The 25,742-nt window shown below is 66.5% G+C and carries 27 protein-coding genes, 1 tRNA gene and 2 rRNA genes; 15 read left to right on the top strand and 15 right to left on the bottom strand.

Features of this window, described 5'->3' with window-relative positions; translation table 11 throughout:
- The 3 genes from BMY30_RS09515 to BMY30_RS09505 form a co-directional block, all read left to right on the top strand.
- Positions 1 to 131: ribosomal RNA gene (locus BMY30_RS09515) — 23S ribosomal RNA — on the top strand; the annotation flags it as partial.
- 83 nt (positions 132 to 214) lie between these two features.
- Positions 215 to 330, top strand: a 5S ribosomal RNA gene (rrf, locus tag BMY30_RS09510).
- A 170-nt stretch (positions 331 to 500) separates the two neighbouring features.
- Positions 501 to 695, top strand: coding sequence for a hypothetical protein (locus tag BMY30_RS09505; RefSeq protein ID WP_342027779.1), 195 nt, complete (start codon positions 501 to 503; stop codon positions 693 to 695).
- Positions 696 to 796: 101 nt separating this feature from the next.
- Here BMY30_RS09505 and BMY30_RS09500 read toward each other — a convergent pair whose 3' ends face one another.
- Entirely contained in the window at positions 797 to 1,606 is an 810-nt protein-coding gene (locus BMY30_RS09500; RefSeq protein ID WP_089712933.1) for a Tim44 domain-containing protein, read from the bottom strand.
- Positions 1,607 to 1,706: 100 nt separating this feature from the next.
- On the opposite strand from BMY30_RS09500, the gene BMY30_RS09495 reads away from it, so the two are divergent.
- Entirely contained in the window at positions 1,707 to 2,285 is a 579-nt protein-coding gene (locus BMY30_RS09495) for an isochorismatase family protein (RefSeq protein ID WP_089712930.1), read from the top strand.
- Positions 2,286 to 2,289: 4 nt separating this feature from the next.
- Here BMY30_RS09495 and yaaA read toward each other — a convergent pair whose 3' ends face one another.
- Positions 2,290 to 3,069 carry a peroxide stress protein YaaA gene (yaaA, locus tag BMY30_RS09490; RefSeq protein ID WP_089712928.1) on the bottom strand — a complete coding sequence of 260 codons (780 nt, stop codon included), beginning with the start codon at positions 3,067 to 3,069 and terminating at the stop codon, positions 2,290 to 2,292.
- Positions 3,070 to 3,201: 132 nt separating this feature from the next.
- Entirely contained in the window at positions 3,202 to 4,233 is a 1,032-nt protein-coding gene (locus BMY30_RS09485; RefSeq protein WP_089712925.1) for an NADP(H)-dependent aldo-keto reductase, read from the bottom strand.
- Positions 4,234 to 4,453: 220 nt separating this feature from the next.
- Between BMY30_RS09485 and BMY30_RS09480 the strand changes: the two genes are divergently transcribed.
- Together BMY30_RS09480 and BMY30_RS09475 are read left to right on the top strand one after the other, a co-directional pair.
- Positions 4,454 to 5,014, top strand: coding sequence for a tetratricopeptide repeat protein (locus tag BMY30_RS09480; RefSeq protein WP_244516168.1), 561 nt, complete (start codon positions 4,454 to 4,456; stop codon positions 5,012 to 5,014).
- A gap of 50 nt (positions 5,015 to 5,064) precedes the next feature.
- Positions 5,065 to 5,553 (top strand): hypothetical protein, encoded by a 489-nt coding sequence (locus tag BMY30_RS09475; protein WP_089712922.1) that lies wholly within the window; start codon positions 5,065 to 5,067, stop codon positions 5,551 to 5,553.
- Between the two features lie 101 nt (positions 5,554 to 5,654).
- Here the strand turns inward: BMY30_RS09475 and BMY30_RS09470 are convergent, their stop codons facing one another.
- The 7 genes from BMY30_RS09470 to BMY30_RS09440 form a co-directional block, all read right to left on the bottom strand.
- Positions 5,655 to 6,209 (bottom strand): LOG family protein, encoded by a 555-nt coding sequence (locus BMY30_RS09470; RefSeq protein WP_089712919.1) that lies wholly within the window; start codon positions 6,207 to 6,209, stop codon positions 5,655 to 5,657.
- 59 nt (positions 6,210 to 6,268) lie between these two features.
- Positions 6,269 to 6,790 carry a DUF501 domain-containing protein gene (locus BMY30_RS09465; protein WP_089712917.1) on the bottom strand — a complete coding sequence of 174 codons (522 nt, stop codon included), beginning with the start codon at positions 6,788 to 6,790 and terminating at the stop codon, positions 6,269 to 6,271.
- The gene (locus tag BMY30_RS09460) at positions 6,762 to 7,088 is read right to left on the bottom strand and encodes a hypothetical protein (RefSeq protein WP_089712915.1); all 327 of its coding nucleotides are present in this window, start codon (positions 7,086 to 7,088) and stop codon (positions 6,762 to 6,764) included. Before BMY30_RS09460 ends, BMY30_RS09465 begins: the two co-directional genes overlap by 29 nt.
- A gap of 78 nt (positions 7,089 to 7,166) precedes the next feature.
- Positions 7,167 to 7,637: a Cys-tRNA(Pro) deacylase gene (gene ybaK / locus BMY30_RS09455; protein WP_089712913.1), complete on the bottom strand. Its 471-nt coding sequence runs from the start codon at positions 7,635 to 7,637 to the stop codon at positions 7,167 to 7,169.
- Positions 7,634 to 8,041, bottom strand: coding sequence for an acyl-CoA thioesterase (locus BMY30_RS09450; protein WP_089712910.1), 408 nt, complete (start codon positions 8,039 to 8,041; stop codon positions 7,634 to 7,636). The genes ybaK and BMY30_RS09450 overlap by 4 nt, the downstream gene beginning before the upstream one ends.
- Before the next feature lie 59 nt (positions 8,042 to 8,100).
- A complete protein-coding gene (locus BMY30_RS09445; protein ID WP_089712907.1) occupies positions 8,101 to 8,925 on the bottom strand; it encodes a hypothetical protein in 825 nt (274 codons plus the stop codon).
- Between the two features lie 102 nt (positions 8,926 to 9,027).
- Positions 9,028 to 9,459: a hypothetical protein gene (locus BMY30_RS09440; RefSeq protein ID WP_089712965.1), complete on the bottom strand. Its 432-nt coding sequence runs from the start codon at positions 9,457 to 9,459 to the stop codon at positions 9,028 to 9,030.
- 43 nt (positions 9,460 to 9,502) lie between these two features.
- On the opposite strand from BMY30_RS09440, the gene BMY30_RS09435 reads away from it, so the two are divergent.
- Positions 9,503 to 10,678, top strand: a complete 1,176-nt coding sequence (locus tag BMY30_RS09435; protein WP_089712904.1) for a MalY/PatB family protein — start codon at positions 9,503 to 9,505, stop codon at positions 10,676 to 10,678.
- A 108-nt stretch (positions 10,679 to 10,786) separates the two neighbouring features.
- Here BMY30_RS09435 and BMY30_RS09430 read toward each other — a convergent pair whose 3' ends face one another.
- A complete protein-coding gene (locus BMY30_RS09430) occupies positions 10,787 to 11,725 on the bottom strand; it encodes a tetratricopeptide repeat protein (RefSeq protein WP_089712901.1) in 939 nt (312 codons plus the stop codon).
- Positions 11,726 to 11,802: 77 nt separating this feature from the next.
- On the opposite strand from BMY30_RS09430, the gene BMY30_RS09425 reads away from it, so the two are divergent.
- A complete protein-coding gene (locus BMY30_RS09425; protein ID WP_342027778.1) occupies positions 11,803 to 12,585 on the top strand; it encodes a DUF3750 domain-containing protein in 783 nt (260 codons plus the stop codon).
- Positions 12,586 to 12,806: 221 nt separating this feature from the next.
- Here the strand turns inward: BMY30_RS09425 and BMY30_RS09420 are convergent.
- Positions 12,807 to 12,883, bottom strand: a tRNA-Met gene (locus BMY30_RS09420).
- Positions 12,884 to 13,067: 184 nt separating this feature from the next.
- Here BMY30_RS09420 and phbB point away from each other — a divergent pair.
- On the top strand, positions 13,068 to 13,814 hold the full coding sequence (gene phbB / locus BMY30_RS09415; protein WP_089712897.1) for an acetoacetyl-CoA reductase: 747 nt from the start codon (positions 13,068 to 13,070) through the stop codon (positions 13,812 to 13,814).
- A gap of 104 nt (positions 13,815 to 13,918) precedes the next feature.
- On the opposite strand, the gene BMY30_RS09410 is transcribed toward phbB, so the two are convergent.
- The gene (locus BMY30_RS09410; protein WP_089712895.1) at positions 13,919 to 16,699 is read right to left on the bottom strand and encodes a DUF349 domain-containing protein; all 2,781 of its coding nucleotides are present in this window, start codon (positions 16,697 to 16,699) and stop codon (positions 13,919 to 13,921) included.
- 256 nt (positions 16,700 to 16,955) lie between these two features.
- Here BMY30_RS09410 and minC point away from each other — a divergent pair, with 256 nt between their 5' ends.
- The 4 genes from minC (at position 16,956) to sbcB (ending at position 20,421) form a co-directional block, all read left to right on the top strand.
- Positions 16,956 to 17,723 carry a septum site-determining protein MinC gene (gene minC, locus BMY30_RS09405; protein WP_089712893.1) on the top strand — a complete coding sequence of 256 codons (768 nt, stop codon included), beginning with the start codon at positions 16,956 to 16,958 and terminating at the stop codon, positions 17,721 to 17,723.
- 62 nt (positions 17,724 to 17,785) lie between these two features.
- Entirely contained in the window at positions 17,786 to 18,604 is an 819-nt protein-coding gene (minD, locus tag BMY30_RS09400) for a septum site-determining protein MinD (RefSeq protein ID WP_089712891.1), read from the top strand.
- Entirely contained in the window at positions 18,601 to 18,852 is a 252-nt protein-coding gene (gene minE / locus BMY30_RS09395; RefSeq protein ID WP_089712888.1) for a cell division topological specificity factor MinE, read from the top strand. The genes minD and minE overlap by 4 nt, the downstream gene beginning before the upstream one ends.
- A gap of 75 nt (positions 18,853 to 18,927) precedes the next feature.
- Complete coding sequence (gene sbcB, locus BMY30_RS09390; protein WP_089712886.1) at positions 18,928 to 20,421, top strand: exodeoxyribonuclease I; 1,494 nt, start codon at positions 18,928 to 18,930, stop codon at positions 20,419 to 20,421.
- A gap of 263 nt (positions 20,422 to 20,684) precedes the next feature.
- Here sbcB and BMY30_RS09385 read toward each other — a convergent pair whose 3' ends face one another.
- Together BMY30_RS09385 and BMY30_RS09380 are read right to left on the bottom strand one after the other, a co-directional pair.
- Positions 20,685 to 23,537 carry an insulinase family protein gene (locus tag BMY30_RS09385; protein WP_089712884.1) on the bottom strand — a complete coding sequence of 951 codons (2,853 nt, stop codon included), beginning with the start codon at positions 23,535 to 23,537 and terminating at the stop codon, positions 20,685 to 20,687.
- Complete coding sequence (locus BMY30_RS09380; protein ID WP_089712882.1) at positions 23,537 to 24,223, bottom strand: SOS response-associated peptidase; 687 nt, start codon at positions 24,221 to 24,223, stop codon at positions 23,537 to 23,539. The genes BMY30_RS09385 and BMY30_RS09380 overlap by 1 nt, the downstream gene beginning before the upstream one ends.
- Positions 24,224 to 24,412: 189 nt before the next feature.
- Between BMY30_RS09380 and BMY30_RS09375 the strand changes: the two genes are divergently transcribed.
- The gene (locus tag BMY30_RS09375) at positions 24,413 to 25,030 is read left to right on the top strand and encodes a TetR/AcrR family transcriptional regulator (protein ID WP_089712880.1); all 618 of its coding nucleotides are present in this window, start codon (positions 24,413 to 24,415) and stop codon (positions 25,028 to 25,030) included.
- A 98-nt stretch (positions 25,031 to 25,128) separates the two neighbouring features.
- Positions 25,129 to 25,740 carry a 1-acyl-sn-glycerol-3-phosphate acyltransferase gene (locus BMY30_RS09370; RefSeq protein WP_244516169.1) on the top strand — a complete coding sequence of 204 codons (612 nt, stop codon included), beginning with the start codon at positions 25,129 to 25,131 and terminating at the stop codon, positions 25,738 to 25,740.
- Positions 25,741 to 25,742 lie beyond the last annotated feature (2 nt).

Raw genomic sequence — 25,742 nt, 5'->3', positions numbered from 1 at the left:
CAAGATGAGACATCCCCGAGGCCTCGAGCCTCCTGAAGGGCCCAGCGAGACCAGCTGGTTGATAGGCCGGGTGTGGAAGCGCTGCAAGGCGTTGAGCTAACCGGTACTAATGGCCCGTGAGGCTTGACCATATAACACCCAAGCGGTCTGCCGATGGCGACCGACAGCCGGATACGACGAGACGACTCAGTTCAGCATGATTCACCGTTTTTCGCCTGACGACCATAGCGTGCGGGAACCACCTGATCCCATGCCGAACTCAGCAGTGAAACCGCTCAGCGCCGATGGTAGTGTGGGGCCTCCCCATGCGAGAGTAGGTCATCGTCAGGCACCTATCCCGAAAACCCCGTGTTCGAAAGAGCGCGGGGTTTTTTTATGTCTGGCACTCACGCCGTTACATGATGTTGCAACCTGGATTGGAAAGGCCGTCTGCCAAGGGTTAGGGTTTTCGTTTACGACACTGATGGTTTCCGACGTCTCAGCAGGAGGTGAACATTAAGATGGGGATGATGCGTAAGCTGGGCCTGGCCCTTCTGATTGCCATGCTGGGTGCCGGCCTGGTGGCCTGCGAGGATGAGCAAGGGCCGGCCGAGGAGGCAGGCGAGAATATCGACGAGTCGATGGAAGAGATGGGCGAAGGCATGGAGGAGATGGGTGACGAGATGGAGCAGGCCGCCGAGGACGCCCAGAATTGATTGCCCGCCTAGGGTGGCAGAAATCAGAAGTGATAATAGGACAGAAAAGGCCGGGCATAGTGCCCGGCCTTTAGCGTATCGGCATGTCACTCCCTGGGACGTCAGGCGCCGGGATTCTGCTCGATCCCTTGCAGGTACCAGGGAGCGCCGTCGCGCATCTGGCGAGTCAGGTGCCAGGTCTCGTTGAACTCGGTCTCCTCCCCGTTCTCGGCGATGATGCCGTGGAAGATCACCGTGGCCTCGGCTTCCTGGCCGACCTCGCGAATACTCCCGAGTTCGGTGAAGAGCCGCACGATCTCGGTGCGATTGTTGGCCGGCTGACGGCCACGCTCCTCACGCAGCAAGTTGTAGAGCTCCGGCGTCACGTACTCCTGTATGCCGGCAAAGTCGTTGTTGTCCCAGGCCCGCTGCAGAGTCATGAAATGCTCCTTGGCGCCGCCGAGGAAGCGTTCCCGGTCGAACCACTCGGGCTCCGAGGCGAAGGCGGTTCCGCTTCCCAGCGGTGCAGGCTCGGCCTGGAAGTGCTGGGGGGCGGCGGTGCCATCCGGCTGGCCCTGGCCACCGGCCATGGCCGGCCGGCGCCGGGCCAGCAGCTTGAAGAGCAGGAAGGCCACGCCGGCGACGAGCAAGATGTCCATCACGCGGAGTTCGTCGAAGGCGCCGCCGAAGAAGAGCGCGGCGAGCAGGCCGCCCGCGAGCAGGCCGCCGAACATGCCGCCCATTCGCGAGCCGGCGCGAGTCTGGTTGGCGCGGCTGCCGATGGCCTGGTTCTGGGTGGCCGCGGGCTGCTGCACCGTGCGGGACTGACTGCCGAAGGTCTTGCCGCCACCCAGGCGGCGGGCTTCGGCATGGTCCACGGCCAGGCCGAAGCCTAGAACGCCGACCACGATCATGACGAGTAGGTGACGCATCAGGGAGTTCTCCATCGAGAAAGGGCATGAGAAAGGGCCGGAAAGATGTATTCTAGCGACTATGCTGGTTGGTCACGACAATTAAAGAGAGGGGCCGCCGATGCGCCTGACGCGAGAAAAGAGCCTGCTGTTGATCGTCGACCTGCAGGCCGGCCTGCTGCCGGTCATCCAACATGGCGACCAGGCGGTGACCGAGGCCACTTGGATGGCCGGCATAGCCGGCGAGCTCGAGGTGCCCGTGTGGGTCACCGAGCAGTATCCCGAAGGGCTGGGGGGCAGCGAGCCACGGCTGCTCGAGGCGCTGCCGGCGCATCGCCTGTGGCACAAAGTCCACTTCGATGCCCATGCCGAACCGGCTTTCGCCGAGGCCATGGCCGCCGGTGATCGCCATCAGGTGGTGCTGTGCGGCACCGAGGCCCACATCTGCGTGATGCAGACCGGCCTCGGCCTGCTCGAGGCGGGCTACGAGGTCTACTGGCTGGTGGAGGCGTGCGCCAGCCGTCGGGCCGACGAGGCGCGACTGGCCAAGGAGCGGATGGTGCAGGCCGGGGCGGTCGCGGTGAGTGCCGACATGATCGCCTATGAGTGGTTGCATCGCTGCGACGACGCGCGCTTCAAGCAGGCCCATCGCCATTTTCTCAAGGAGCGCTCGGCACGCCCCCTGGTGTTTTCCGGCTAGGGGCTCAGGCAGCGCCCTCGGCGCGGGTGAAGACCAGGGTATCGCCCTCCGAAAGGGCGGCATTCCAGGCGTAGCCCGCCACATCGAAGTCCTTGAGGCCTTCGGGGTCGTCCAGGCGCTCACGGATTATCCAGGCGGCCATCAGGCCGCGGGCCTTCTTGGCGTAGAAGCTGATGATCTTCAGCTTGCCGTTTTTCTCATCCTTGAACACCGGCGTGATCACCCGTGAGGTGAGCGCCTTGGTGTCGATCGCCTTGAAGTACTCGTTGGAAGCCAGGTTGACCAACACCGGGTTGCCGCTGGCCGCCACGGCGCGGTCGAGCTCAGCGGTGAGGGTTTGCCTCCAGAAGGCGTAGAGGTCCTTGCCCGCAGGGTTCTCCAACCTGGTCCCCATCTCCAGGCGATAGGGCTGGATCAGGTCCAGCGGGCGCAACAGACCGTAGAGGCCGGAGAGGATGCGCAAGTGATCCTGGGCGAAGGCGTTGTCGTCGTCGCTGAAGGTGTCCGCCTCGAGCCCCACATAGACATCGCCCTGGAAGGCCTGGGCAGCAGGCTTGGCGTTCTTGGGCGTGAAGGGGGTATGCCATTCGGCGAAGCGTGCGGCATTGAGCCCGGCCAGCTTGTCGCTGATGCCCATCAGCTCGCTGAGCTGTTGGGGCGAGTAGTCACGCAGGATCTCGATCAGTTCACGGCTGCGATCGAGATGGTCCGGCTGGGTATGCAGGGTGGTGGTGGCCGGGGTCTCGAAGTCCAGCGTCTTGGCGGGCGAAATCACGCTCAGCATGGGGCGCTCCTGTACCTGAAGGGGATGGCCTGTTGGCAGTTGGGCCAGTATATCAAGCAGCCCGAGGACGATGGGCTATCGGGGTAATAGCCCATCGCTGAGGCACTCTTTGTATTGTATAGAGAGCGTGGTTCAGGGCGCGGGGTTGGGAATGCGCTGGTGAACGGCCTCAATGGCTTCCAGTACCTCGTCGTCGAGTCGCAGGGACTCGCTGGCCAGGTTGCTCTCCAACTGCTCCATGCTGGTGGCACCGATGATGTTGCTGGTCAGGAAGGGTCTCGAGTTGACGTAGGCCAGGGCCATCTTGGCCGGGTCCAGGTCATGGTCGCGGGCGATCTTCACATAGGCGGCGGTCGCCTCCTCGGCCAGCGGCTTGGTATAGCGCTGGAAACGTTCGAACAGGGTCAGCCGGGCGCCGGCGGGGCGGGCGCCATCTAGGTACTTGCCGGAGAGCATGCCGAAGGCCAGCGGCGAGTAGGCCAGCAGCCCCACCCTTTCTCGATGGGCGATCTCTGCCAGCCCCACCTCGAAGGTGCGATTGAGCAGGTTGTAGGGATTCTGGATGCTCGCGACCCGAGGCAGGCCCAGGGTCTCGGCCAAGTGCAGGGCACGCATCACGCCCCAGGGGGTGTCGTTGGAGAGCCCGACGGCGCGAACCTTGCCGGCATCCACTAGCTCCTTGAGCGCCGACAGCGTCTCCTCCAGCGGCGTAGCGTCCTCTTCCTCAGCGTGCTCGTAGCCCAGCTTGCCGAAGACGTTGGCCTTCCGGTCCGGCCAGTGCAGCTGGTAGAGGTCGACGTAGTCGGTCTGCAGCCGGCCGAGGCTTTCATCGACCGCCTGGTGAAGGTGATCACGAGTCAGCCTCGGGCCGCCACGGATATGCTCGAGGCCGGGGCCGCTGGCCTTGGTGGCGATGATCACGTCATCGCGGCTGCCACGACGCTTCAGCCAGCTACCGATATAGGCTTCGGTGTGTCCCTGGGTCTCGGCCCTGGGGGGTACCGGATACATCTCGGCGGTGTCGATGAAGTCGATGCCGAAGGCCACGGCTCGGTCGAGCTGCTCGTGGGCCTCGGCCTCGCTGTTCTGCTCGCCGAAGGTCATGGTGCCGAGGCACAGGCGACTGACCTCGATGCCGGTATCGCCTAGCGGTCGCGTCTGCATCCATCACTCCTGTCAGGACTGTGAAGGGTTGAGCCGGCATGGTAGCGGGGCCCGGGTGGGGCAGCAAATTGCGGGGTTGAGTCACTGACGGGGCGGGCGTATGCTTGCCACCCCGTTGCCCCGGCGGAGTCCGCAGGGCCACCGTTTCTTGCAGGAAGTGATACCGGCCACAGGATGTGGCCGGTATCACTTTCGCACCACAGGACGCAGGGTTGTTGCCATGCCAGAGGCATCCTCACTGTTCACCCGGTTCGAGTACCGGCTTGCACAGCAACTGTTCCATACCCGCTGGCTGCCCCGCTCGCCGCGGACCCAGCGCTTGACCATGCGCCTTTTCCAGCGCTGCGCCGATGCCGGGCATCCGGCGGCGCTGTCGCAGTATGGTCACATGCTCTTCCATCGCGGGGTCAGTCCCCAGGACAAGGCCCGCGGGGCGCGCTATGTGTTCGAGGCGGCCCATGCCGGGGATGCCAAAGCCCAGTACCAGGCCGGGCAGATTCGTGAGCATGGCTGCGCCCAGTATCCGCGCCGCGATGAATATGCCGTGACCTGGTATGCGCGTGCCGGAGAGGCGGGCCATCCCCTGGCAGCGACCCGCCTGGCTCGCGCCTATCGCAACGGGGATCTCGGACTGCCGGTGGATACAGAGAAGGCCGCGCACTGGCAGGCCCTGGCTGACCGCCTGGCCGGATTGGCCGGCTCGCTGGACTCGGGTTTGACGGGCTCCGGTTCTCCGGGCGCTGATTCATTGGACAGGGCCGAAGGCGAGACGCGACACTAGCCGTTCATCTCCATTGCCATCGGCCATCCCGACCAAGGACTCTCCCGCCCGTGACGCTACCCACACTGCTGGATATCGAGGCGTCCGGCTTCGGGCGCGGCAGCTACCCTATCGAGGTCGGCCTGGCCCGCGCCGATGGCAGTACCTGTGCCTTCCTCATCCAGCCGCTGAAGGAGTGGACGCATTGGGACCCCAAGGCCGAGCTGCTGCACGGCATCAGCCGCGGGCGGCTGCAGCGCGAGGGTTACCCGGTGCGCCAGGTGGCTCGCTGGCTCAATGATGAACTGGGAGAGATCGGCATCGCCTACAGCGACAGCTGGGGCTACGACAACACCTGGCTGTCGCTGCTTTTCCATCATGCCGGCATGCTGCCGGCCTTTCGCCTCGAGGCGCTGCGCATCCTGCTCAGCGAGCAGCAGCAGGCCCTGTGGAGCCGAACCAAGGAAGCGATCATTCGCGAGCAGGGCATTCATCGACATCGGGCCGGCGACGATGCTCGCCTGCTCCAGCTCACCTACCAGCGCACCCTTGGCGTCTGACAGACGGCTCATTCCTTGCCGCTGACCGAGAGTGCCCTGCCAACAGGCATGTCGTGCTATCCATGGTCTTGAGCAAGCCGTTCGGCAAGCGCCAATGCGGGCTAGCTCTGCTTGGCTATTCGGCTTTCTAGCGCATCCAGCAGTTCGGCGGGCTTGGTGGCATCGATCAGCTCGGCCCGAGTGCGGCCATTGAGGAAGCCGTGCTCCACGGTGTTATCGAGGAAGGCCAGCAGCGGGGCGTAGAAGCCCGCGGTATCGAGCACGCCGATGGGCTTGTCGTGCAGCCCCAGGTAATGCCAGGTCCAGGCCTCGAAGAACTCCTCCAGGGTGCCGATGCCGCCGGGCAGCACGATGAAGGCATCGGCATGGGCGGCCATGCTCGCCTTGCGCTCGTGCATGTTGCGCACCCGCACCAGTTCGCTCAGGCCGTGGTGGGCCTGCTCGCGCTCGACCAGGTGGTCGGGCATCACCCCGATGGCTTCGCCACCGCCGGCCATCACGGCATCGGCCAGGCTGCCCATCAGGCCGATGCGGGCGCCGCCATAGACCAGGCCGTGGCCACGTTTGGCCAGCTCGGCGCCGAGCTGGCGTGCGGCCTCGAGGAATTGCGGGTCATGGCCCTCCCGGGACCCCAGATAGACGCAGAATCTCGACATCCTCTCCTCCTTGGCAAGGGGTCATGCTAACGGGCAGGCGGGGGACCCGAAAGCCTGTGTCATGGCAGGCAGTCGGCCACCCCGTAGGTCGCGTCGAGCCACTGGCCGATGACGTTCTCGCCGCAGAGGTGGTGGGCATACTGGGTGTGCAGGCAGCGAACCTGATCGCGGTTGGTGATGCCGCCGATGCCGCGCTCGGTGAGCACGCCCTCATAGCCCAGGCGGTGGACCTCGGCCTTCTGGGTGTCGCTCATGCAGGCCCAGCGGGTCGCCACATAGGCGTCGTGGCTGCGGTGGTAGGCGGCCAGGAAGTCGGGGTCCTGCTGAAGGCGGGTCTCCAGCTGCTTGATTACCCCGGCGGCCTCGATATGCGAGATCTCGATCTTGAGCCGCTCTGAGCATAGCCAGTAGAGCGTCGGGAAGGGCTTGCCGTCGACGATGGGCGCCATGCGCAGCACTAGCGGCGTGCCCTCGCCATCGGTGGCGGCCAGGGCCTCTATACCGCGAGGTGCGCGACCCAGCTGCTCGGCGATGATGGCCAGCTGCCGCGCGTCAGGTTCCAGGTCGGTGCGGATCACCATCATCGTTGTCCCGTACGAACTTGTTCGAGTGCCCCACGGCGAGGAAGAAGGCGCGGTTGAGCTGCTCGGGGGTGGGTACGTAGCGCCACTCCCGCTCGCAGTATTCGCCGGCCCGCGCCATCAGCACGTCATGGAGGCGATTGAACGGCGCATCATAATCGTAGGGATCGGCACCGAACAAGCGGATGTGCGGATAGTCGGCAAAGCGCTCGATGAAGTAGCGCTCCAGATCGGCTTCGACGGCGCGATGCCGAGGGGTGTCGTCCGGGTCCAGCCAGAGGGTGTAGCGAATGGCCATGGGGACTCCCGTCGGTGGATGGCGCTCTTGTTGTGACACCGCCGGCCGACGTTTGGCTCAGGGATGGCTTGTGGTAGCTCAGCGCCTTGCCAGGGGGGCGTGGCGTGCGCCGGTCAAACGCGCCAGGTCCCCCGGCGCCAGGCAGATCTCCAGCCCGCGGCGACCGCCGCTGACATGGAGGGTCGCGAGGTGCTCGGCGCTGGCATCGAGGAAGGCGGGCAGGCGCTTGCGCTGGCCCAGCGGGCTGATGCCGCCGACCACGTAGCCGGTGGTCCGCTCGGCATCGGCGGGATCGGCCAGGTTGGCCTTCCGGCCCCCGGCCGCCCGGGCCAGGGCCTTGAGGTCGAGCTGGGCCGAAACCGGCACGATGGCCATCACCAGACGGCCGTCGTCGAGCCTGGCGAGCAGGGTCTTGAACATCTCCTCGGGCGAGAGCTCCAGCGCCTGGGCGGCTTCCGCGCCGTAGGCGGTGCTGCGCGGGTCATGCTCGTACTCGACCAGGCTGAAGGCGACTCCTGCCTTCTCGAGGACCTTCACGGCAGGGGTCATGCGTCTGCCGGCTCCGCCTGGAAGTGGATCTGAAGGGCCTCGCGCAGTTCGCCCTCGATGGGGATGGCCTTCTTGGCCTCATGGTCGAAGTGCACCATCACGGTGTGACCGAGATTGGTCAGCTGACCGTCCTGGCGTGCCTCCTGGCTCACCGTGAAGGAGCTGTTGCCGAGCCGCGAGACATAGGTGCGGATCTCGATTTCGCGGCCGTACTGCAGCTCGGCCCGATAGTCGACCTCCATGCGCGCCATGATCAGGCGCCACTTGCGTGGGTCCAGGTCTGGCGTGAACAGTCGGAAGAGGTCGTTGCGGGCCAGCTCGAACCAGGCCGGCAGCCGGGTATTGTTGACGTGGCCCAAGGCATCGGTGTCGTAGAAGGCGGGTTCGATGGTGCGGGTGAACATCGGGGGCGGTCCTCGTGATTTATTTGAGCCTGACAGCTTTGCCCCGAGCAAGCGCTCGGTCAAGTCCCGGCGCTTGCGCGCTCGGCCAGGCGAGTGGCCCGCCAGGCCAGCAGGCGGGTCCAGGCCAGCAGCCAGGCGGTGGCGACGGCGAAGCCGATCAGGGTGCCTAGGACCAGTCCCAGGCTGTCGTAGGTCAGCGAGACGCACAGGGCGTACCAGAGCAGCGCGCCGAGCCCGGCCGGGTAGTGCTTGATCACCGTGGCCACCGGGGCGGCGCCGTGGGTCAGGTGCAGGATCACCAGGAAGGGGTACATGGTCACCGGGAATGCGGCCATGACCCCGGCCCAAGCGGCCGGCATCACATGGGCGAGGCCGGTGATCAGGAAGATGATCCCGGCGGCCAGGGCGGCGCGCAGGCCCAGGGCCGCCCAGCTGAAGCCAACGCGGGCGCCGGTCGCGGTTTCCGGTACCCGGCGGTAGAGCCGTATGAAGACGACGATCGCCACCAGGGTGGTCAGGGTGCCGGTCAGGCGCGTGAACTCCAGCTGAGTCAACAGCAGGCTCACCGCCAACCAGGCGGCCAGCCCACCCGCGGTACCGGCGAGCACGCCGGCCAGGCCGTCGCGGCGGGCGCAGAGCAGGTAGCCGCCACCCAACGCCAGGGTGGCGGTGAAGCCGGCCAGGGTATGCACGGCACTCTGGGTGGCGAAGGCCGGGGAGATTTCAAGGCCGATGAAGAACAGTGCGATGGCGGTGCCCAACGGGTAGCCGGCGAGCAGGCCGGCTACGCGTGTGCTGACCCGCTCGGCGATCACCGAGAGGCCGAGTACTACGCCGATCGATACCAGCAGCTTGGCCAGTTGCCAGCTCAAGGGAACGTCCATGCTGTTTTCCTTATCCTTGTATCGGGTTCTTCGCAGGCTGGCGTGAAGGCACCGACAGCTACCTGCGTGATTGGCGCCGGCAGGCGCCCCGAAGCCTGGCAACTAGACCAGGCGCAGCCCCTTGAGGTCAGTCCAGGCGGCCTTCAGGGAGGTGGCCAACGGCTCGCGAAGATGCTCGGGTAGTGCCTGCTCGGCGGCATCGACATCCGCGAAGTCGCGATTGCGCAGCCAACAGTAGGCCCAGGCGCAGGCTTCGTCGTCACTGGCCGGTAGGGCCCTGGCAGGCATCTGTACCAGCAGGAAGGTGGCAGTGCGTGCTGCCCACAGGGGTGGTTCGGCACCGTCGGGCCGGCTCCAGTCGACGAGGGTATCACCATCCGGGGTGCTCTCGGGGAGCCCGATACGGGTTACCCGCGCGGTCTCGGCGAGCAGCAGTGCCAGGCGGTCGGCGTCGCCCTGGCCGAGGGTCAGCCACTGGGCGACCAGAGCGGGCAGGCCGCGGCGCACCTTGGCATAGAAGCCGTCTTGCGGCATGGTCTCGTTCATCTAGCTGGCCTTCTGGGATCGGGAACTGCACATGGAATTCGATTTTGCCACGCCCGTCGAGCGACGCCACCCCTCTGACGGTCACTGGCCCTCGCAGAAGTGGCATCGCTACGGTGATGACGTGCTGCCGCTGTGGGTCGCCGACATGGACTTCGCCTCGCCCCCTGCGGTTATCGAGGCGCTGCGGTCCCGGGTCGCGCATGGTGTGTTCGGCTATGGCCTGGTGCCCGATTCGCTGCGCGAGACCCTCTGCGACTGGAGTGCCGAGCACTACGGCTGGGCCATCGAGCCCGGCTGGCAGCTATGGCTGCCGGGCGTAGTGCCTGCACTGCACATGGCAAGCCTGGCTCTCACCGAGCCCGGCGACGGCGTGCTGACGGTGACGCCCATCTACCCGCCGTTCCTCAGGGTGGCCGAGCGCACGGGGCGGCGGCCCCAGCAGGCGGCCTTGCAGGCTCCGGCCGCGCCCGGCGAGCCCTGGCGCCTCGACCTCGCGGCACTGGAGGCAGCGATCACCCCCGAGACCCAACTGCTACTCTGGTGTCAGCCCCACAACCCCACCGGACGGGTGTGGACGCGGGAGGAGCTGGCGGGGCTTGCCGAGCTGGTCGAGCGCCACGATCTGTATGTGGTCTCCGACGAGCTGCACTGCGATCTGCTGCTAGAGGAGGGCGCCCACCATGTACCCTTGGCAGCAGCCTTCCCCGAACTGGCCTCGCGCACCCTGACCCTCTGGGCGCCATCCAAGACCTTCAACCTGGCGGGGCTCACCACGGCCTGTGCGGTGATTCCCGACGCCGGCCTGCGGCGACGCTTCGCCGCCGGTGTGAAGGGCCTTCAGCCCGACGGCAATGTGCTGGGGCTGGTCGCCGCCGAGGCGGCCCATGCCCATGGCGAACCGTGGCGGCAGGCGCTGCTGGCCGTATTGCGCGGCCACCGGCAGGCCCTGGTCGAACGGGTGGCCGGCTGGCCCGGCGTTACCATGAGCCCGCCCGAGTCCACCTACCTGGCCTGGCTGAACCTGCGCGAAGCGCAGGGGCTCGAAGGACTGGCCGGGTCCCCCCAGCTGCGGCTGCTCGAACGCACCGGCGTCGCTCTCTCCGACGGCGCCGACTTCGGCTGGCCGGGTTTTGCTCGTCTCAATTTCGGCACCACGGCGAGTCAGTTGGAGGCCGCACTGGCGCGATTGGACGGGGTGCTGTGCTGAAGCTTGAAGAGCGGCGCTTCGCGCCTGGAAGCTGGAAGAATGCCGCTACGCGGCATAACCTCCAAAGCTTGGGTCGTGGAGGTTCCTTACAGCTTCGAGCTTCCAGCTTCAGTAGAGCAACGCGAAGAGCTTGCGGCGATAGGCGACCGTTAGTGGATGGTCGGCTCCCAGGGCATCGAAGACCTGCAGCAGGGTGCGGCGGGCGGCATCGTCGCCGTAGGCGCGGTCGCGCTTCATCAGCGCGAGCAGGGCATCCAGGCCGGCTTCGTAGTCGCCATCGGCCACCTGGCGCAGGGCACGCTTGTACTGGGCCTCGCTGTCGTCGCGGCCTTCCAAGGCAGCCAGCTCTTCCGCAGAGGGCGCCTGCTCGCCGAACTCGATGCTGGCGCGCACGCCACGGGCCGGGGCGGCTTCGCGCTCCTCCGGGGGCAGGTTGTCCAGCAGGGTGCGGGCCTCTTCGGCCTGGCCGTCGGCCACCAGAGCGCGGGCCAGCTCCACTTGGTAGGGGGTATGCTGGGGGTATTGCTGCACCAGTTCCTGGTAGATATTCCGTGCGGTAGCGGCATCCCCCGCGGCCAGGGCCTCGGCGGCCTGGTCCTCGGGGCTCGCCGGGGCCTCTTCCGGCGCCGGGAAGTAGCGGCCCAGCCATTCGCGCACCTGCTTCTCCGGCAGGGCATCCTGGAAGTGGTCGACCAGTCCGCCCTGGCTGATCAACTTGACGTCGGGTACCGAGCGTACGCCGAGCTGGCCAGCGATCTCCTGGTTCTCGTCGATGTTGAGCTTGGCGAGGATGAAGGTGCCCTGGTACTCCCGGGCCAGCTTTTCGAGGATCGGAATCAGCGTCTTGCTGGACTCGCTCGAGGGTGCCCAGCAGGCGAGCAACACCGGCACCTGCATCGAGGTCTCGAGCAGCTGCTGGATGTTGCTGGTGTCGACGTCGAGGATCATCTCGGCGTTCTGGCCGCCGGTAGATGAAGCGTCGGCATTCTCGCTGGCGGTAAGGTCGTCGGTGAGCGGCTCACCGGTGCGCGGGTCGACGATGGGCATGATCACTGGCCTTGAATAGAGATGAATTTGCCTTACAGATGCGGGTGATCGCCCGCGACTTCAAGGGGAGCCGGCCTGTGCTGCGACGAATTCTGCGTGTGGTCTCCGCCCTGGCGGTGGTGCTTGCCCTGCTGGTGGCCGGGCCGCTGTGGATGCTGGCTACCGGCAAGGTGGAAGCCGGTGGCCACTGGTCCTCCGCCGATCGCACTGTGACGGGCCTGGCCCCGAGCCCCGCAGAGGCCCCCGAGGCGGTGGTCCAGGTCTATGCCGCCAGGGCCTGGGGATGGCGCGGGGCCTTCGGCGTGCATACCTGGATTGCCACCCGCGAGGCTGGCGCCGAGGCCTGGTGCATGCACCAGCTGCTCAGCTGGCGCCGGCCGGTCCTCGAGTCACGCGCGACCACCACGCCGGACCGGGCCTGGTACGGCAGCCAGCCCACGCTGCTGGCCGATTACCGGGGCGAGGCGGCGGCCGCGATAATTCCCGAGATCGAGGCGGCGGTGGCGGCCTATCCGGCTCCCGCCACCTACCGTGCCTGGCCGGGGCCCAACAGCAACACCTTCACCGCCTGGGTAATCCGCGAGGTGGGAGGGCTCGAAGCGACGCTGCCGGTGACTGCGGTGGGCAAGGATTACCTGCTCGAGGGCGTGCTGGCTGAGACGCCGGGGGGGCTCGGCGTCACCGCCTCAGTGGGCGGTGTGCTGGGGCTGACCGTGGGGCGCGACGAGGGGATCGAGCTCAACCTGCTGGGCCTCGCGCTGGGCATTGATCTGCGACGCCCGGCACTCAAGCTGCCGGGCATCGGTCGCCTGGGCATGGCCCCGCTCCTCAAGGGGGAGGTAGGTAGCGGGGGCCGCTGAATCTGAAACGACAGGGAACCGATAACCGATGGCTATGCCGCATACGAATAAGCCGACTCCCGCAGGAATCGACTTTCTCTATGTGATGGTGGCGGGGACCGGATTTGAACCGATGACCTTCCTAGGGTAGTGGAGAGCCGAGCCCGACGAGCTTCGAGGTAGGCGCTACCATAGGCATGAAAAAAGCCAGAACCGGTGGGTTCTGGCATTCCCATTGAAGATGGTAGCGGGGACCGGATTTGAACCGATGACCTTCGGGTTATGAGCCCGACGAGCTACCAGACTGCTCCACCCCGCATCAACGTGGGCGTATTCTACAAGGTATTCGCCTTTGGTCAAGGATTGATTTCAAACGCTCGTCCCGACGGCTCTCTCTGGTCCATACTCCCCATGCTGTCATCGAGGTGACAGATCAGTGAACAAGACTGGCGATGGCCGGCCTGACGCCACGCCACACGTCATGCATATCAGGGAGGTAGTCAATGACAACACAAGCACCCGTCGCATGGGTCACCGGTGGTACTGGTGGCATCGGCTCCGCGATCTGCCGCACGCTCGCCAAAGAAGGTTACATGGTGGTTGCCGGCTACAATAATCCGGACAAGGCCAAGAAGTGGCTGGAAACTCAGAAATCCGAGGGTTTTGACAACATCGACATCGCCGGGATCGACCTGGTTGACTTTGATGCCTGCGTGAAAGGGGTCAAGGAGATCGAGGAGAAGCACGGTCCCGTCAGTGTGCTGGTCAACTGTGCCGGGATTACCCGGGACGGCACCATGAAGAAGATGACGCCGGATCAGTGGCACGAGGTCATCGATACCAACCTCAACAGCGTCTTCAACACCTGCCGTAGCGTGATCGAGAGCATGCTCGACAAGGGCTATGGCCGGATCATCAATATCTCTTCCATCAATGGCCGCAAGGGTCAGTTTGGCCAAGTCAACTATGCCGCTGCCAAGGCGGGCATGCACGGCCTGACCATGTCGCTGGCGCAGGAGACAGCCACCAAGGGCATCACCGTGAACACGGTATCGCCCGGCTATATCGCCACCGACATGATCATGAACATCCCCGAGAAGGTACGCGAGGCCATCCGCGAGACCATTCCGGTCAAGCGCTACGGCACGCCTGAGGAGATCGGTCGCCTAGTGACCTTCCTTGCCGATCAGGAGTCAGGCTTCATCACCGGTGCCAACATCGATATCAACGGCGGGCAGTTCATGGGCTGATCGCCCGACCGTCGCACGCATGCTGCCGTCGGTGACCCCGGCGGTAGATACGACAGCGCGGGGCAAATGCCTCGCGCTGTCGTGTGTCTGGGCGGTCTTCTTGCTCAGGGTGGGGGCCGTTCGGCCAGGCTCTCCAGCATGCGGTCGAGCTCACCCACCTCGCGTTCCCAGAGCCTCTCGGGCATCGGCCCGGTGGCCAGCAGTTCGGTCAGTATCCGATGGAGCTCCTCGGCGCGAGAGGTCTGCTGGCCCAGGCTGTCGTTGAGGCGTTCGACCTGGATCGCCAGACGCAGTGGGTCGTCGCGCTGGTTGACGCGACCACCGGCCAGCAGTGACAGATGGGCCCGCAGGCGAGCCAGTCGCTCCTCCACGCCATCCTCCGCGCCGGCCTGGCGAGCAGCGTTGCGACGTTCATGGGCCTGGCGCAGTGTGCTAGGCAGGAGAAGGTCGTGGGGGAGGTCGACCTGCTCGGCGGGTCCGCCCTCCAGTCGCCGAGCGTCCGCCTGAAGGTGGGCATTGAGCAGTGGTCGGATGGCCTGCCAGCGCTCGGCTTCCTCGGCCAGAGCGAGGCGTGCCAGCCGCTCACGGCGAGCTCGCACGATGCCACTCCAGCGGCGCCGCATGCCTTCGCTGCGCCGTCCCGAGGGCAGAGGCTCCAGTGCCGTGGCCTCGTGCACGGCCTCGTCCAGCATGCCGGCCTCGTGACTGCTCGTCGGGTGCCAGCTGTCCAGCCGGTCGATCAGTGCCTGCATGGCATCCAGCCGTGCACGATTGCGCTGTGCCTGGTCATCCCGCGCGGCCTCCCGGCTGGCGAAGATGTCGTCGCACAGCGAACGGAACTCACGCCACAGGGCCTGCTCCTCACCCTTGGGGGCGCGGCCCAACTCCCGCCAGTGGCGCTGCAGCGCCTTGGCCTGGTCGGCCCGCTTGACCGCTGGCATGTCCCGGGCCAGCAGCTCGCGGGTCTGCCCGATGAGATCACGTTTGGCCTCGGCGATCTCTCGGGCACGCCGGTCGATCAGGGCCTGGAGGTCGTGGCGGATGCGCCCGAAGCGTCGGCCGACGGGCTCGGCCTGCTCGCGAGGCACGGGGGCGAAACGACGCCATTGCTCTCGAGAGCGGTCACGGATCTCACGCAGCGCATCGGGGTCGGCCTCATGGGCGGGCTGCTCGAGCAGCGTCTCGAGTTGCTCGCACAGCGCTTCGCGAGCCTCCAGGTTACGTTGGCGCTCAGCCTGCTGGCGCTCCCGCCAGGGGCTCAGACGTTCGTGAATGCGATCGGAGGCGGCACGGAAGCGGGCGGCTTGTTCGCGATTGGCGGCGGCATCGCCCAGGGCCTTCCACTCCTTGACCAGTTGACGATGGCGGCGATCGAGCTCGGCCTCGGTCGGGGCGGAATGATCAGCCAGTTCCTCGATGGCAGTGCACAGTTGGTCGCGCTTGGGGCCGGCCACGAAGCCTCGCCAGTCACGGAGTTCGGCGAGTCGTGCTGCGAGGTGCTTGAGCCGCGCCTGGTGGGCCTGCAGCGGTGCCGGGGGTAATTGATCGGCCTGCTGGCGCAAGCGCTGGTAGAGTCGGCTGGCGCCCTTGAAGGCGCCGCTATCGAGCAGGCGTTCGAGTTCGTCGAGCTCCTCGACGAATCTCGCCAGCCGGGCGTCCAGGTCGCCGTCTTCCCGGGGGATATCGGCGACAAGGCGCTGCCGGGCACGTTGCAACAGCGGCGTTGGAGCCAGGCCTTGCGGCCAGGCGCAAGCCTCTACCAGGGCCTTCAAGCGTTCGTCATCGCCCTCCATCAGGGCCTGTTCGATCGCCTCCGCTCGCTCGTCCAGGCGACCCCGCGCCTGGACGATGTCTTCGTAGGCGGCAAGCACCCGGTCATAGCGGTCACGCAGTGCCTCGTCGGCCAGGTGCTGGTCCGAGAGTGCCTGCCAGCGGGTGGCCAGCAGGCGCTTTTGGGCACTCAGGCTAGCGATGTCCTGATCGGTGAGACGTTCGCCCCGATAAAGGTCATCGAGACTCTCCTCCAGCGCCTCGACCAGGGACTCCCGGGTCTGGTCGGCACTCTCCCGCTGACGATGATCGGCCTCCCGGGCCTGCTCCTGGGCCTCGTGGTCGCCGATGACCTTGCGGCAGCGTAGGCAGGCCTCCTGATAGCGACGCTCCTGCTGAGCATTCGGCAGGTCCTCGAGCTTGTCCCATTCGCGTATCAGGTGGCGGAAACGACCGGCATAGAGCGGCTCCCAAGGGCTGTTGGCGTGTTGCTCGAGCGTCTCGAGCAGGGCCTCTCGGCGCTTCCGGGCGGCCGCCAGGGAGGCGACGTCGGCCCGCATCCGGTTGAGGCGTTCGCGTGCCTTGCGGGCCACCTGGCGATCACGACGTGCCTCCTGGGCCAGCCGGGACAGTCCCGCCTCGCTCTCGACCCTGGCAGCGGCGGCATGACGCACGGCGGCGATGCCGTTGTCGCAGGCCTGGTGTATCAGGTCCGCTTCCGCCTCGAGGCGAGCCAGGGCCGCGAGGCGAAGCTGTTGGTTGTCGCCTTGCAGGGCCAACGCGTTGAGCAGTTCGGGGTCCTCGAGGCGTTCCACCAGGGTGATGCGTGTCGCCAGGTCATGCTGGCCGCGGCGGCCGGCCAGCAGGGCCACCAGCTGGTGCCGCAGCTCCGGGGAGGCATTACCCTCCTGGCAGAGCGTCAGCAGGCGCTCGGGATCCTCCAGGTGGGCCAGCGCCGCTTCGCGTACCCCGGGGTCGGAATCAAGGGCGAGCTGCTCGAGGGTGCGGCGCTGCTCATCGCGGAACGGATCGAGGCGGGCCGCGGCCTGGCGGCGGACCTCGGGGTCCGGGTGTTTCCAGCGCGGGGCAAACAGGCGACGAAGGAGTCCAGACATGGGGCATCCTGACAATGGGAGCGCGCCCCGGCGGGGCGCAGGAGGGTCGTTATTGTGGGCGGTAACGGCGTGGGATCCGGGTCGAGAGTATCTAAGCACGTGCCGCGTCGGCAGAAAAGTCCACCGGCGGGCAGGTGTGGCCGTCCGGAGACACTGACAAGGACCCCATCATGACCGTATGATCAGTTGCAGGGTCGCAGCCACTCGCTTAGCTTTGATGCTGTACCCCGACCATCACCCGACGTGGAGTTCGGCAATGAGTCTCAAAGTGGACAGGGACAGCATGGCATTCACCTTCAAGGGGGGGATGCTTCCGATGACGGTCATGGAGCTGACCAGCGCCGATCCAGAGCGCATCCGCGAGCAACTGGCGGGCAAACTCAGTCAGTCACCGGCTTTCTTCCAGCATACCCCGGTCGTGCTCAACGTCGAGAAGCTCGATGAACCGCATCTGGCCCTGGAGCGCATCTGTGCGGTATGCCGCGCCCACAAGCTGCTGCCGGTGGCGGTGCGCGGTGGGCCGGATCCGGTCAAGCAATCGGCCTGGGCCCTGGGGCTGGGCTGGTTCCCGCCTCAGGAAGCCCCTCGTTCGCGTCCTCTGGAGAGCGTCACCGGTGATGGCGATGCCGAGATGGCCGAGCCGTCAGAGCCGGCGGGCGAGGTCGTGACGCCCGGCGCGTTGCCTGGCACCACGGTTGGCGGTCGTATCTATCGTGGTACGGTGCGCTCCGGCCAGCAGGTGACCGCACCCGAGGGTGACCTGGTGGTGGTGGGGGCGGTCAATGCCGGCGCCGAGGTGCTCGCGGCCGGCAGCGTACATGTCTACGGCGCCCTTCGTGGACGGGCCCTGGCCGGCATCCATGGCGATGCCCAGGCCGGTATCTTCTGCCGTGAACTGCATGCCGAGCTGCTCTCGGTGGCCGGCAATTACAAGCGCCTCGAGGACATCGACCCGCGTCTGTTGGGCACAGCGGTGCAGGTCCGGCTGAGTGACGATCAACTGGGCATCACGCCACTGGGCTGATGCCGGCTACCAGCGCTTGTACCACCATTCTCTTTTCATCATCACAAGACAGGATGCGACACTTGGCCAAGATCATCGTTGTGACCTCCGGCAAGGGTGGGGTCGGCAAGACAACCAGCGCAGCCGCCATTGCCACAGGGTTGGCCCTGCGCGGCAAGAAGACCGTGGTCATCGACTTTGACGTGGGGCTGCGTAACCTCGATCTGATCATGGGCTGCGAGCGTCGCGTGGTCTACGACCTGGTCAACGTGATTCAGGGCGAGGCGGGACTGAACCAGGCGTTGATCCGCGACAAGCGGGTCGACAACCTGCACATTCTGCCGGCCTCCCAGACCCGCGACAAGGATGCCCTGACCCTGGAAGGCGTGGAGAAGGTGCTCGATACCCTGACCAAGGATTTCGATTTCATCATCTGCGACTCCCCGGCAGGCATCGAGCGCGGCGCTCAACTGGCCATGTACTTCGCCGATGAGGCGATCGTGGTCACCAACCCCGAGGTCTCCTCGGTGCGCGACTCGGACCGTATTCTCGGCCTGCTGGCCTCCAAGACCCGGCGCGCCGAACGTGGCGAGGACCCGATCCAGGAGCACCTGCTGATCACCCGCTATAACCCGAGCCGGGTCGACCTGGGGGACATGCTCAACCTGGAGGACATCCGCGAGATCCTGGCTATCGACCTGCTCGGCCTGATTCCGGAATCGGAGGCGGTGCTGCGGGCGTCCAACCAAGGGGTGCCGGTCACCCATGATGACGACAGCGATGCCGGCCAGGCCTATGCCGATACCGTGGCCCGCCTGCTGGGCGAGGAGGTGCCCCTGCGTTTCCACGAGTACCAGAAGAAGGGCCTGTTAAGCCGTATGTTTGGAGGAGTCCGCCGGTGAAGTTGCTCGATTTCCTGAAGCGAGAGCGCAAGAAGTCCGCGTCGGTCGCCAAGGAGCGGCTGCAGATCATCGTGGCCCATCAGCGCACCCAGCGGGGACAGCCGGACTATATGCCGCTGCTGGAGAAGGAACTGCTGGAGGTGATACGCCGCTACGTGCAGATCGACGACGACGCGGTGAACATCACCCTCGACAGTGAAGACAATTGCTCGGTGCTGGAGCTCAACGTGACGCTTCCCAAGACCTGAACGGCGGCTGAGCCGCCGTTCGCCCTGTGCTAGGCTGGGGCTCGAGAATTCACGCCCTTCGGAGAGCTCCCGCCCATGGCGCAGTCCCCCGCCGTCCCGCAGTCCTTCCTGTGGCACGACTACGAGACCTTCGGTGCCGATCCACGGCGCGATCGGCCCTCCCAGTTCGCGGCCATTCGCACCGACGCCGATCTCAACGAGATCGGTGAGCCTCTCGAGCTCTTCTGCAAGCCGGCCGATGACTTCCTGCCCCATCCCCAGGCCTGCTTGATCACCGGCATCACCCCCCAGCAGGCCCGCCGTCGGGGGCTGCCCGAGGCCGAGTTTGCCGGCCGGGTCGAGGCGGCCATGAGCGAGCCGGGCACTTGCGCCCTGGGCTACAACAGCCTGCGCTTCGACGACGAAGTGAGCCGCCACCTCTTCTACCGTAACCTGCTCGATCCCTATGCCCGAGAATGGCAGAACGGCAATTCACGCTGGGACCTGATCGACGTGGTGCGCGCCTTCCATGCCCTGCGCCCCGAGGGTATCGAGTGGCCGACCCGCGACGATGGCGCGCCGAGCTTCAAGCTGGAACACCTGACGGCCGCCAACGCCATCGCCCACGCGGGGGCTCACGACGCTCTGGCCGACGTTCGTGCCACCATCGCCCTGGCGAGGCTGCTGCGCGAACGCAACGGCAAGCTCTTCGACTACCTGCTGGGGTTGCGTGGCAAGCGCGCCGTCGCCCGTCAGTTGGACCTGGCCGGACGCAAGCCGGTACTGCACATCTCACGGCGCTACCCGGCGAGTCGTGGCTGCAGTGCCCTGGTGATGCCGCTGGCCGAGCACCCCTCCAATCCCAACGGAGTTATCGTCTTCGATCTCTCCATGGATCCGACCCCGCTGCTTGAACTTACCCCGGAGCAGATCCGCGAGCGAGTCTTCGTCAGCAATGATGACTTGGCGGAGGGTGAAGAGCGCATTCCGCTGAAGGTGATTCACCTCAACAAGTGTCCGGTGCTGTTCCCGACCAGCGCCCTCAAGGACGTGGAAGGGCCGCACAAGGGCGAGTACGGCGCGATCGTCGAGCGCCTGGGGCTGGACCTGGCCGCCTGTCGGGCACACTGGAAGCTGCTGTCGACCCGACCGGAGGTGGCTGAGCGGGTTGCCGAGGTGTTCGCCGCGCCGCCTCCCGAGCCGCTGCATGACCCGGACCTGATGCTCTATGCCGGCGGTTTCTTCTCGCCCGCGGATCGCCGGCAGATGCAGCGGGTGCGCGAGACCGAGCCCTGGGACCTGGTGGGGGCACGTTTCGCCTTCCAGGATCCGCGCCTCGAGGAGATGCTGTTCCGCTACCGGGCTCGCAGCTACCCGGAGACCCTGGAGAGCGAGGAGCAGACGCGTTGGGAAACCTTCCGTTGGGAGCGCATGAACGACCCGGCCGTCGCCGGCCTGACGCTCAAGGACTTCGCCCGGGAGATCGAACGGCTCAATGGCGTCTCGCTCTCCGACCGCGACCGGCAGATCCTGGAGGAACTGGTGATGCACGTGGAAGCCATCATGCCGCCCCAGGCCTTCGATGCTTGAGAACAAAAGGGCTCGGGGCTGACTTGGTCACGGGGCTGATCCGGCGGCAGGCCTGCGAGGAGGCGCTGTGAACCCCTCCCTGGGCGCTACCGACGCCCTGCTGCGCTCTCGCGTCCCGCTCCGCTTGCAGGTCCGGTGCTGGCCATCCTTGGCCAGCCCGTTCGGAGCAGTGCTCCTCACCCCTGGCGTAGGACCTCCTCTTCGGCCTGCCCCCCGGCGCCCTTTTTGCTTCACTCCTCACCACTCACAAGCGCGAAGCGCGCTCACTTCCCTTCCGGCAACGGCTCAAGATGGCGGCTCAGGGCGAGCACGTCACTGGGCTCGTCGCCCGGGTCGAAACTGACCCGCGCCACGCCGGCTTCGCGCAGTGCCGGCCAGCCCTGACGCAGTTCCTCGGCCGTCACGGCCAGGGCTCGCTCGGCGAGACGGCGGTGGCGGTCGAAATCGGTGTCACCATAGGCGAGTGCGCGCCACAGCCGGTTGGTGCGTCCGGAAAGGCTGGTGTCGCGTTGCATCAGCTCGTCGTGCACGGCCTGACGATAGGTAGCCAGGTCGGCATCCTCAAGCGTCGCGAGCCGCTCGGTGAAGTCGTCCAGGAAGGCATCGATACGGGCCTGGATCGCCTCGCTTTCCGTGTCGGGGGACTGCACCAGCAGGCTGATGCCCGGAGCGTCCAGCATCGGCGAGTAGCCGGCGTTGACCACATAGCCGAGCTGTTCCTCGGTGCGGAGGCGCTGGTAGAAGGGGGTTTCCAGCAGCTGGCCCAGCACCGCCAGGCGCGCCTGGCTGTCGAGCGAGCGGTCCGGTCCCTGCAGATAGCGCAGTACCAGCGACTCCTCCCGGGTAGTGGCCGGGGTCAGCGTGGGCAGGTCGTCGGCCTGCAGGGGGACGAGGTCCGGGATCTCGTCGGATGCGAGGGAGGGGGAGAGTTTCTCGGCGACCAGCCAGGCTTCACGCTCGGCGAGGTTGTCATCGATGTTGCCCACGGCCATGGCCTCCAGGCGCAGCTCGGCCAGGAAGCGTTCACGGAAGTCGCGCAGCTCCTCCACGCCGAGCTCGCGGCTTGCCTCAAGCAGGGCCTCGGTAGGCCACTGGGGGCGCACCAGGGCCTCGGATAGGGTCCGATGGGCCTGCCGGTAGAGGGCATCCTGGGGAGCGTTGCGCCATTCGCGCTGAAGACGATAGTGCACCCGCTCGAAGCTCGCCGCCTCGATCTCGCCCTCCTGCAGCTGGGTGAGGACCCGGGTGATCAAACGATCCTGGCGGTCCCGCCAGCCAGAGAAGGACAGGGTGATGCCCCGGGCGTGGGCATAGGCCTCGAAATCATGCCCGGCCAGGCGTGCCGGGTAGAGGGTCTCGTTGAGGCTGTCGCCGAGCCAGCCGGCGAGCAGCCGGGAGAGTGCTGCCTCGCGAGCCTCCTGGCTGGCGGCGGGGTGCTGCAGGCTGAAGCGCCACTCTACCTTGGGGGTGTCGAAGGTGGCATCTGCCTTGTGCCAGAAGCTGAAGCCCGGCTCCTCGATATGTTTTTCGGGAGTCTCGTCGTGGCCGTCGAGCAGCTCGAGATCCTCGGCGATGTAGGGGTTGGGCTCGGGCAGGGCAAGGCCCGCCAGCGGCTCGGCCGCACTTGTTGCCTTCACCTCGCGCCATGGCGCATCGAACCATGGCGAGACCTTGTCGCCCTCGACGTCCGGGCCGCTGTAGAGCCTCAGCAGGCGGTCGGGACGCAGGCCGTCCAGCCAGCGCATGATCTGTTCACGAACGAAGCCTTCCATCAGGTAGGGGGCGACGTTGACATCCTCCAGCGGATAGCGTGACAGATTCATGGCCAGCCGCATGGCATCGCTCTGCGGCGATCCGTGCTGCTGAAATCGGAACTGCTGCTCGGCCAGGCGCGCCTGCTCCGCGTAGCGCCAGGCCTCCAGGCCAGCATTGCGGATCCGCTCGATGGTGGCGAAGAGGCTTTCCTGGATGCGATCGAGCCGCTCGGCGCCATCCGGCGTCAGGCTGATGTCCACGGCGAACAGCGCATGGCGGCCGTCGCCGCGGGTCACGCCTGCGGAGAGGCCATCGGCCCAGCCCGCCTCGCGCAGCACCGCGAGCAGGCTGCCCTCGCCTTCGTGACCGAGCAGGTGTGCCAGGTAGTCGGCCGGCTTATGGCGGTAGGCCAACTGGGGGTCGGGCACCGGGAACAGGAAGCTGACCCTTTGACTGTCACGTACCGACTGCATCTCGGCAGCGCGGGGCAGTGCCTGATCCGTCACCAGCGGCGTCTCGATGACCGGGCGGGAAAGACCGCGGTCCGGTATCTCGGCGAAGCGCTCGGTGACCATGGCCTCCAGATCATCGAGGGGCTGGGGAGCGACCACGGCCAGATGCATCACGTTGGCGCCGTAGTGGCCCTCGTAAAAGCCGATCACGCGTTCGCGCAGGCTCGGCTCGCCCTCGGGGCGGTCGGCCAGGGTCTCGCGGCTACCCACCGAGAAACCGGTGGTCGGGTGGTCGGGATTGAGCAACTGGTCGAGGACATCACTGGCGCGGCGGCCGTCGTCGCGAATGCGGGCCTGGTACTCGGAGTGCACCACATTGCGCTCGCTCTCCAGGCGATCCGCGTTGAACAACGGAGCGACGAAGAAGCGGCTGAAGCGGTCCAGGGCCCCGGCCAGGGCGTCGGGCTCGATGTCGAAGAAGTAGTTGGTGTCCTGGGGAGCGGTGAAGGCGTTGTGGCTGCCCCCGTGGCGTGATAAGTAGGCCTGATAGGCATCCGATTCTGGGTAGGCGTCGGTGCCCAGGAACAGCATATGCTCGAGGAAGTGGGCTAGTCCGGCCAGGTCCTCCGGGTCCTGAGCGCTGCCCACGCCGACGTTCAGCGAGGCGGCGGCCTGGTCGGCCTGCGGGTCGCTGACCAGCAGAACAGAGAGGCCGTTGTCGAGGGTCAGCGCACGGTAGTCGCGGTCATCGTGAGGGCTGACCCGCGGCGATACGACCTCGTCGATGGCCTCTGACGCTTCGGGTGTCCCGGCTTGAGCTTCCAGGCCCGCCATCAAGGTCACGGCCACGCCGAGGCAGGTGAGCAGGCGGGTCGATTGGCGCAAGGGGGCAGACAAAAGCTGTGTCATCATCGCTCCTGAGGGACGGGGTGGTTCAGCATGGGCCCGGTGGGATGGGCGCATGCCGGATCCTGGTTGGCCGGATCGTTCACTCGTCTTGATACCGGAAAAGCGCCCAAGAGTTCCCCGGGAGCGGGTGCGAGCAGCGCCTGTGCCTCGGCCAGCGGTGTCTGTGGATCGAGCCAACGCCGGACGTTGCCGGGGTCGATCACTGCCGGCAGCCGGTCGGTGAGCGGGGCGAGCAGCCCCTCCGTGGGCACCGTGATCAGTGCCATGGAATCATTGTATTCGCTCAGGGTGGTATGGAAGCGGCACCAGAGCCCCGCCAGCAGCAGCGGCCCACGGTCGGCCCGCGTCACCAGGAAAGGCTGCTTGAAGCGTGGCTGCGGCTTCCACACATAGACGCCGCTGGCCGGCACCAGGCAGCGGCGTGCGCCGAAGGCCTCGCGGAACATGGGGCGGGTCGTCAGCGCCTCGGCCCGAGCGCAGTGGGGCGCGTGATCGAGCACCTTCAACCAGGGAGGCGTGAGTCCCCAGAAGGCGTTCGCCTGACGCAGCTGGCCGCCTTCGAGGCGCAGGATCGACAATGGACGCCGTGGGGCCAGGTTGGCGCCGGTGATCAGCGTGGTCTCGGCGACCAGGTCGGGCAACAGGCGCTCGAGCTCGAGGGGGGCGATGTACAGTCGACCGGCCATGGGGTCTCCGGGGTGGTGGGGCGCCAGGGTAACCAAGTCGACCTGGTGTGAAAAGCGGCGAACGGACGGCGATCCTGTCACCGGCTTGCATCGTCATCCGGGTGGGATATTCTGTCGAAAACAGTGTTCGATGAGAGTATCCTTGGCTGCCCGGCCCGCGATGCCCGACACTACCTTGCGAGAAACCCGATGGCCCGTCCCAGACAGCATGCTCCCGAGGCACTTCATGCCCAGGTCATGGCCGCATGCGATGCTTGGCTGCAGGAGCATCCGGCCCACATGCTGTCGTTGCGTGCCCTCGCCCGTGAGGTCGGCTGTGCACCAAGCACCCTGCTCAAGCTCTACGGCAGCTTCGGCAACCTGCTTCAGCACGTCAACATCGAGACACTGGCGCGCCTGCGTGGGGTGATCGAGCCACTGCTCGCCGATGTGGCTCCCGAGGAGCGGCTTAAGGCGCTGGCCAGGGCCTACTGGCAGTTTGCTCGTCAGGATGCGTACCGTTGGCAGCTGCTGTTCGATTACCCCCTGGCTCAGGAGGGCGAGCTCGATCAGCGGCAGAACGAAATGATCGAAGGCCTCTTCCTGCGCGTGGAGGCAACCCTCAAGGAGTACCAGCCGGCGCTGGACGACCCGGAGGCGCGACGACTGAGTCGTACCCTCTGGGGCAGCGTCCATGGCTTGGTCCAGCTCGGGCTTAACGAGCGCCTCGGGCACTGGCAGGGTGAGCCGCTTGAGGTGGGTGAGCTGCTCGATCAGTTGCTCTCGACCATCCTGGCCGGTCTCCGACAAGCGCCTGGCGGGTCATGATGGCCTCCTGGCTATGGGGAGTCACGGGCCTGGCAGTAGTAGCGGGGAGCTGGCGAGTGGCCAGTGCACCTCGGCCCTGCCTGCGCTGGCTGGTCTTCATGCTGGTCCACCTCCTCTATCGATTGCGTTTCCGCGGTCGACACCAGATTCCGCCGTATGGTCCTGCCATCGTCGTCTGCAATCACGTCAGCTTCATGGATGCCCTGGTGGTCGGTGGGGCAAGCCCCCGGCCGCTGCGCTTCCTGATGGACAAGCCGATCTTCGATTCGCCCTGGCTCAACTGGTTGTTCCGCCTGGTGGGGGCCATCCCCGTGGATGCCGACCGTCGTGATCCGGGCAGCGTGCGTCATGCCCTGGACGAGGTCAGTCGTGCGCTGCGCCAGGGCGAGGTAGTGATGGTGTTTCCCGAGGGCCGTCTGAGCCCGGATGGCGAGGTGCATCCCTTCCGCCGCGGGCTCGAGCTGATCCTAGCCCGAGATGGAGTGCCGGTGGTGCCCGCCGGACTAGCCGGTCTCTGGGGGTCCTGGACCTCGAACCATGGCGGCAAGGCATTGAGCAGTCCGCCCCGGCGCTTCCGGGCGCGGGTGGCACTGTTCTTCGGTGAGCCCATCCAGCCCGGTGAGGCGAGTCGGCGCAACATCGAGGCCCGGGTGCGTGCGCTCAAGGCCGAGGCCGATGGCTGGGCCGACGGCGAACAGCGGCGAGCGTAGGG

The organism is Halomonas daqiaonensis, from assembly GCF_900109725.1.
GTDB classification, from domain to species: domain Bacteria; phylum Pseudomonadota; class Gammaproteobacteria; order Pseudomonadales; family Halomonadaceae; genus Halomonas; species Halomonas daqiaonensis.
Note: the sequence above shows the minus strand (reverse complement) of the source record. Positions and strands in the feature narration are given on the sequence as shown.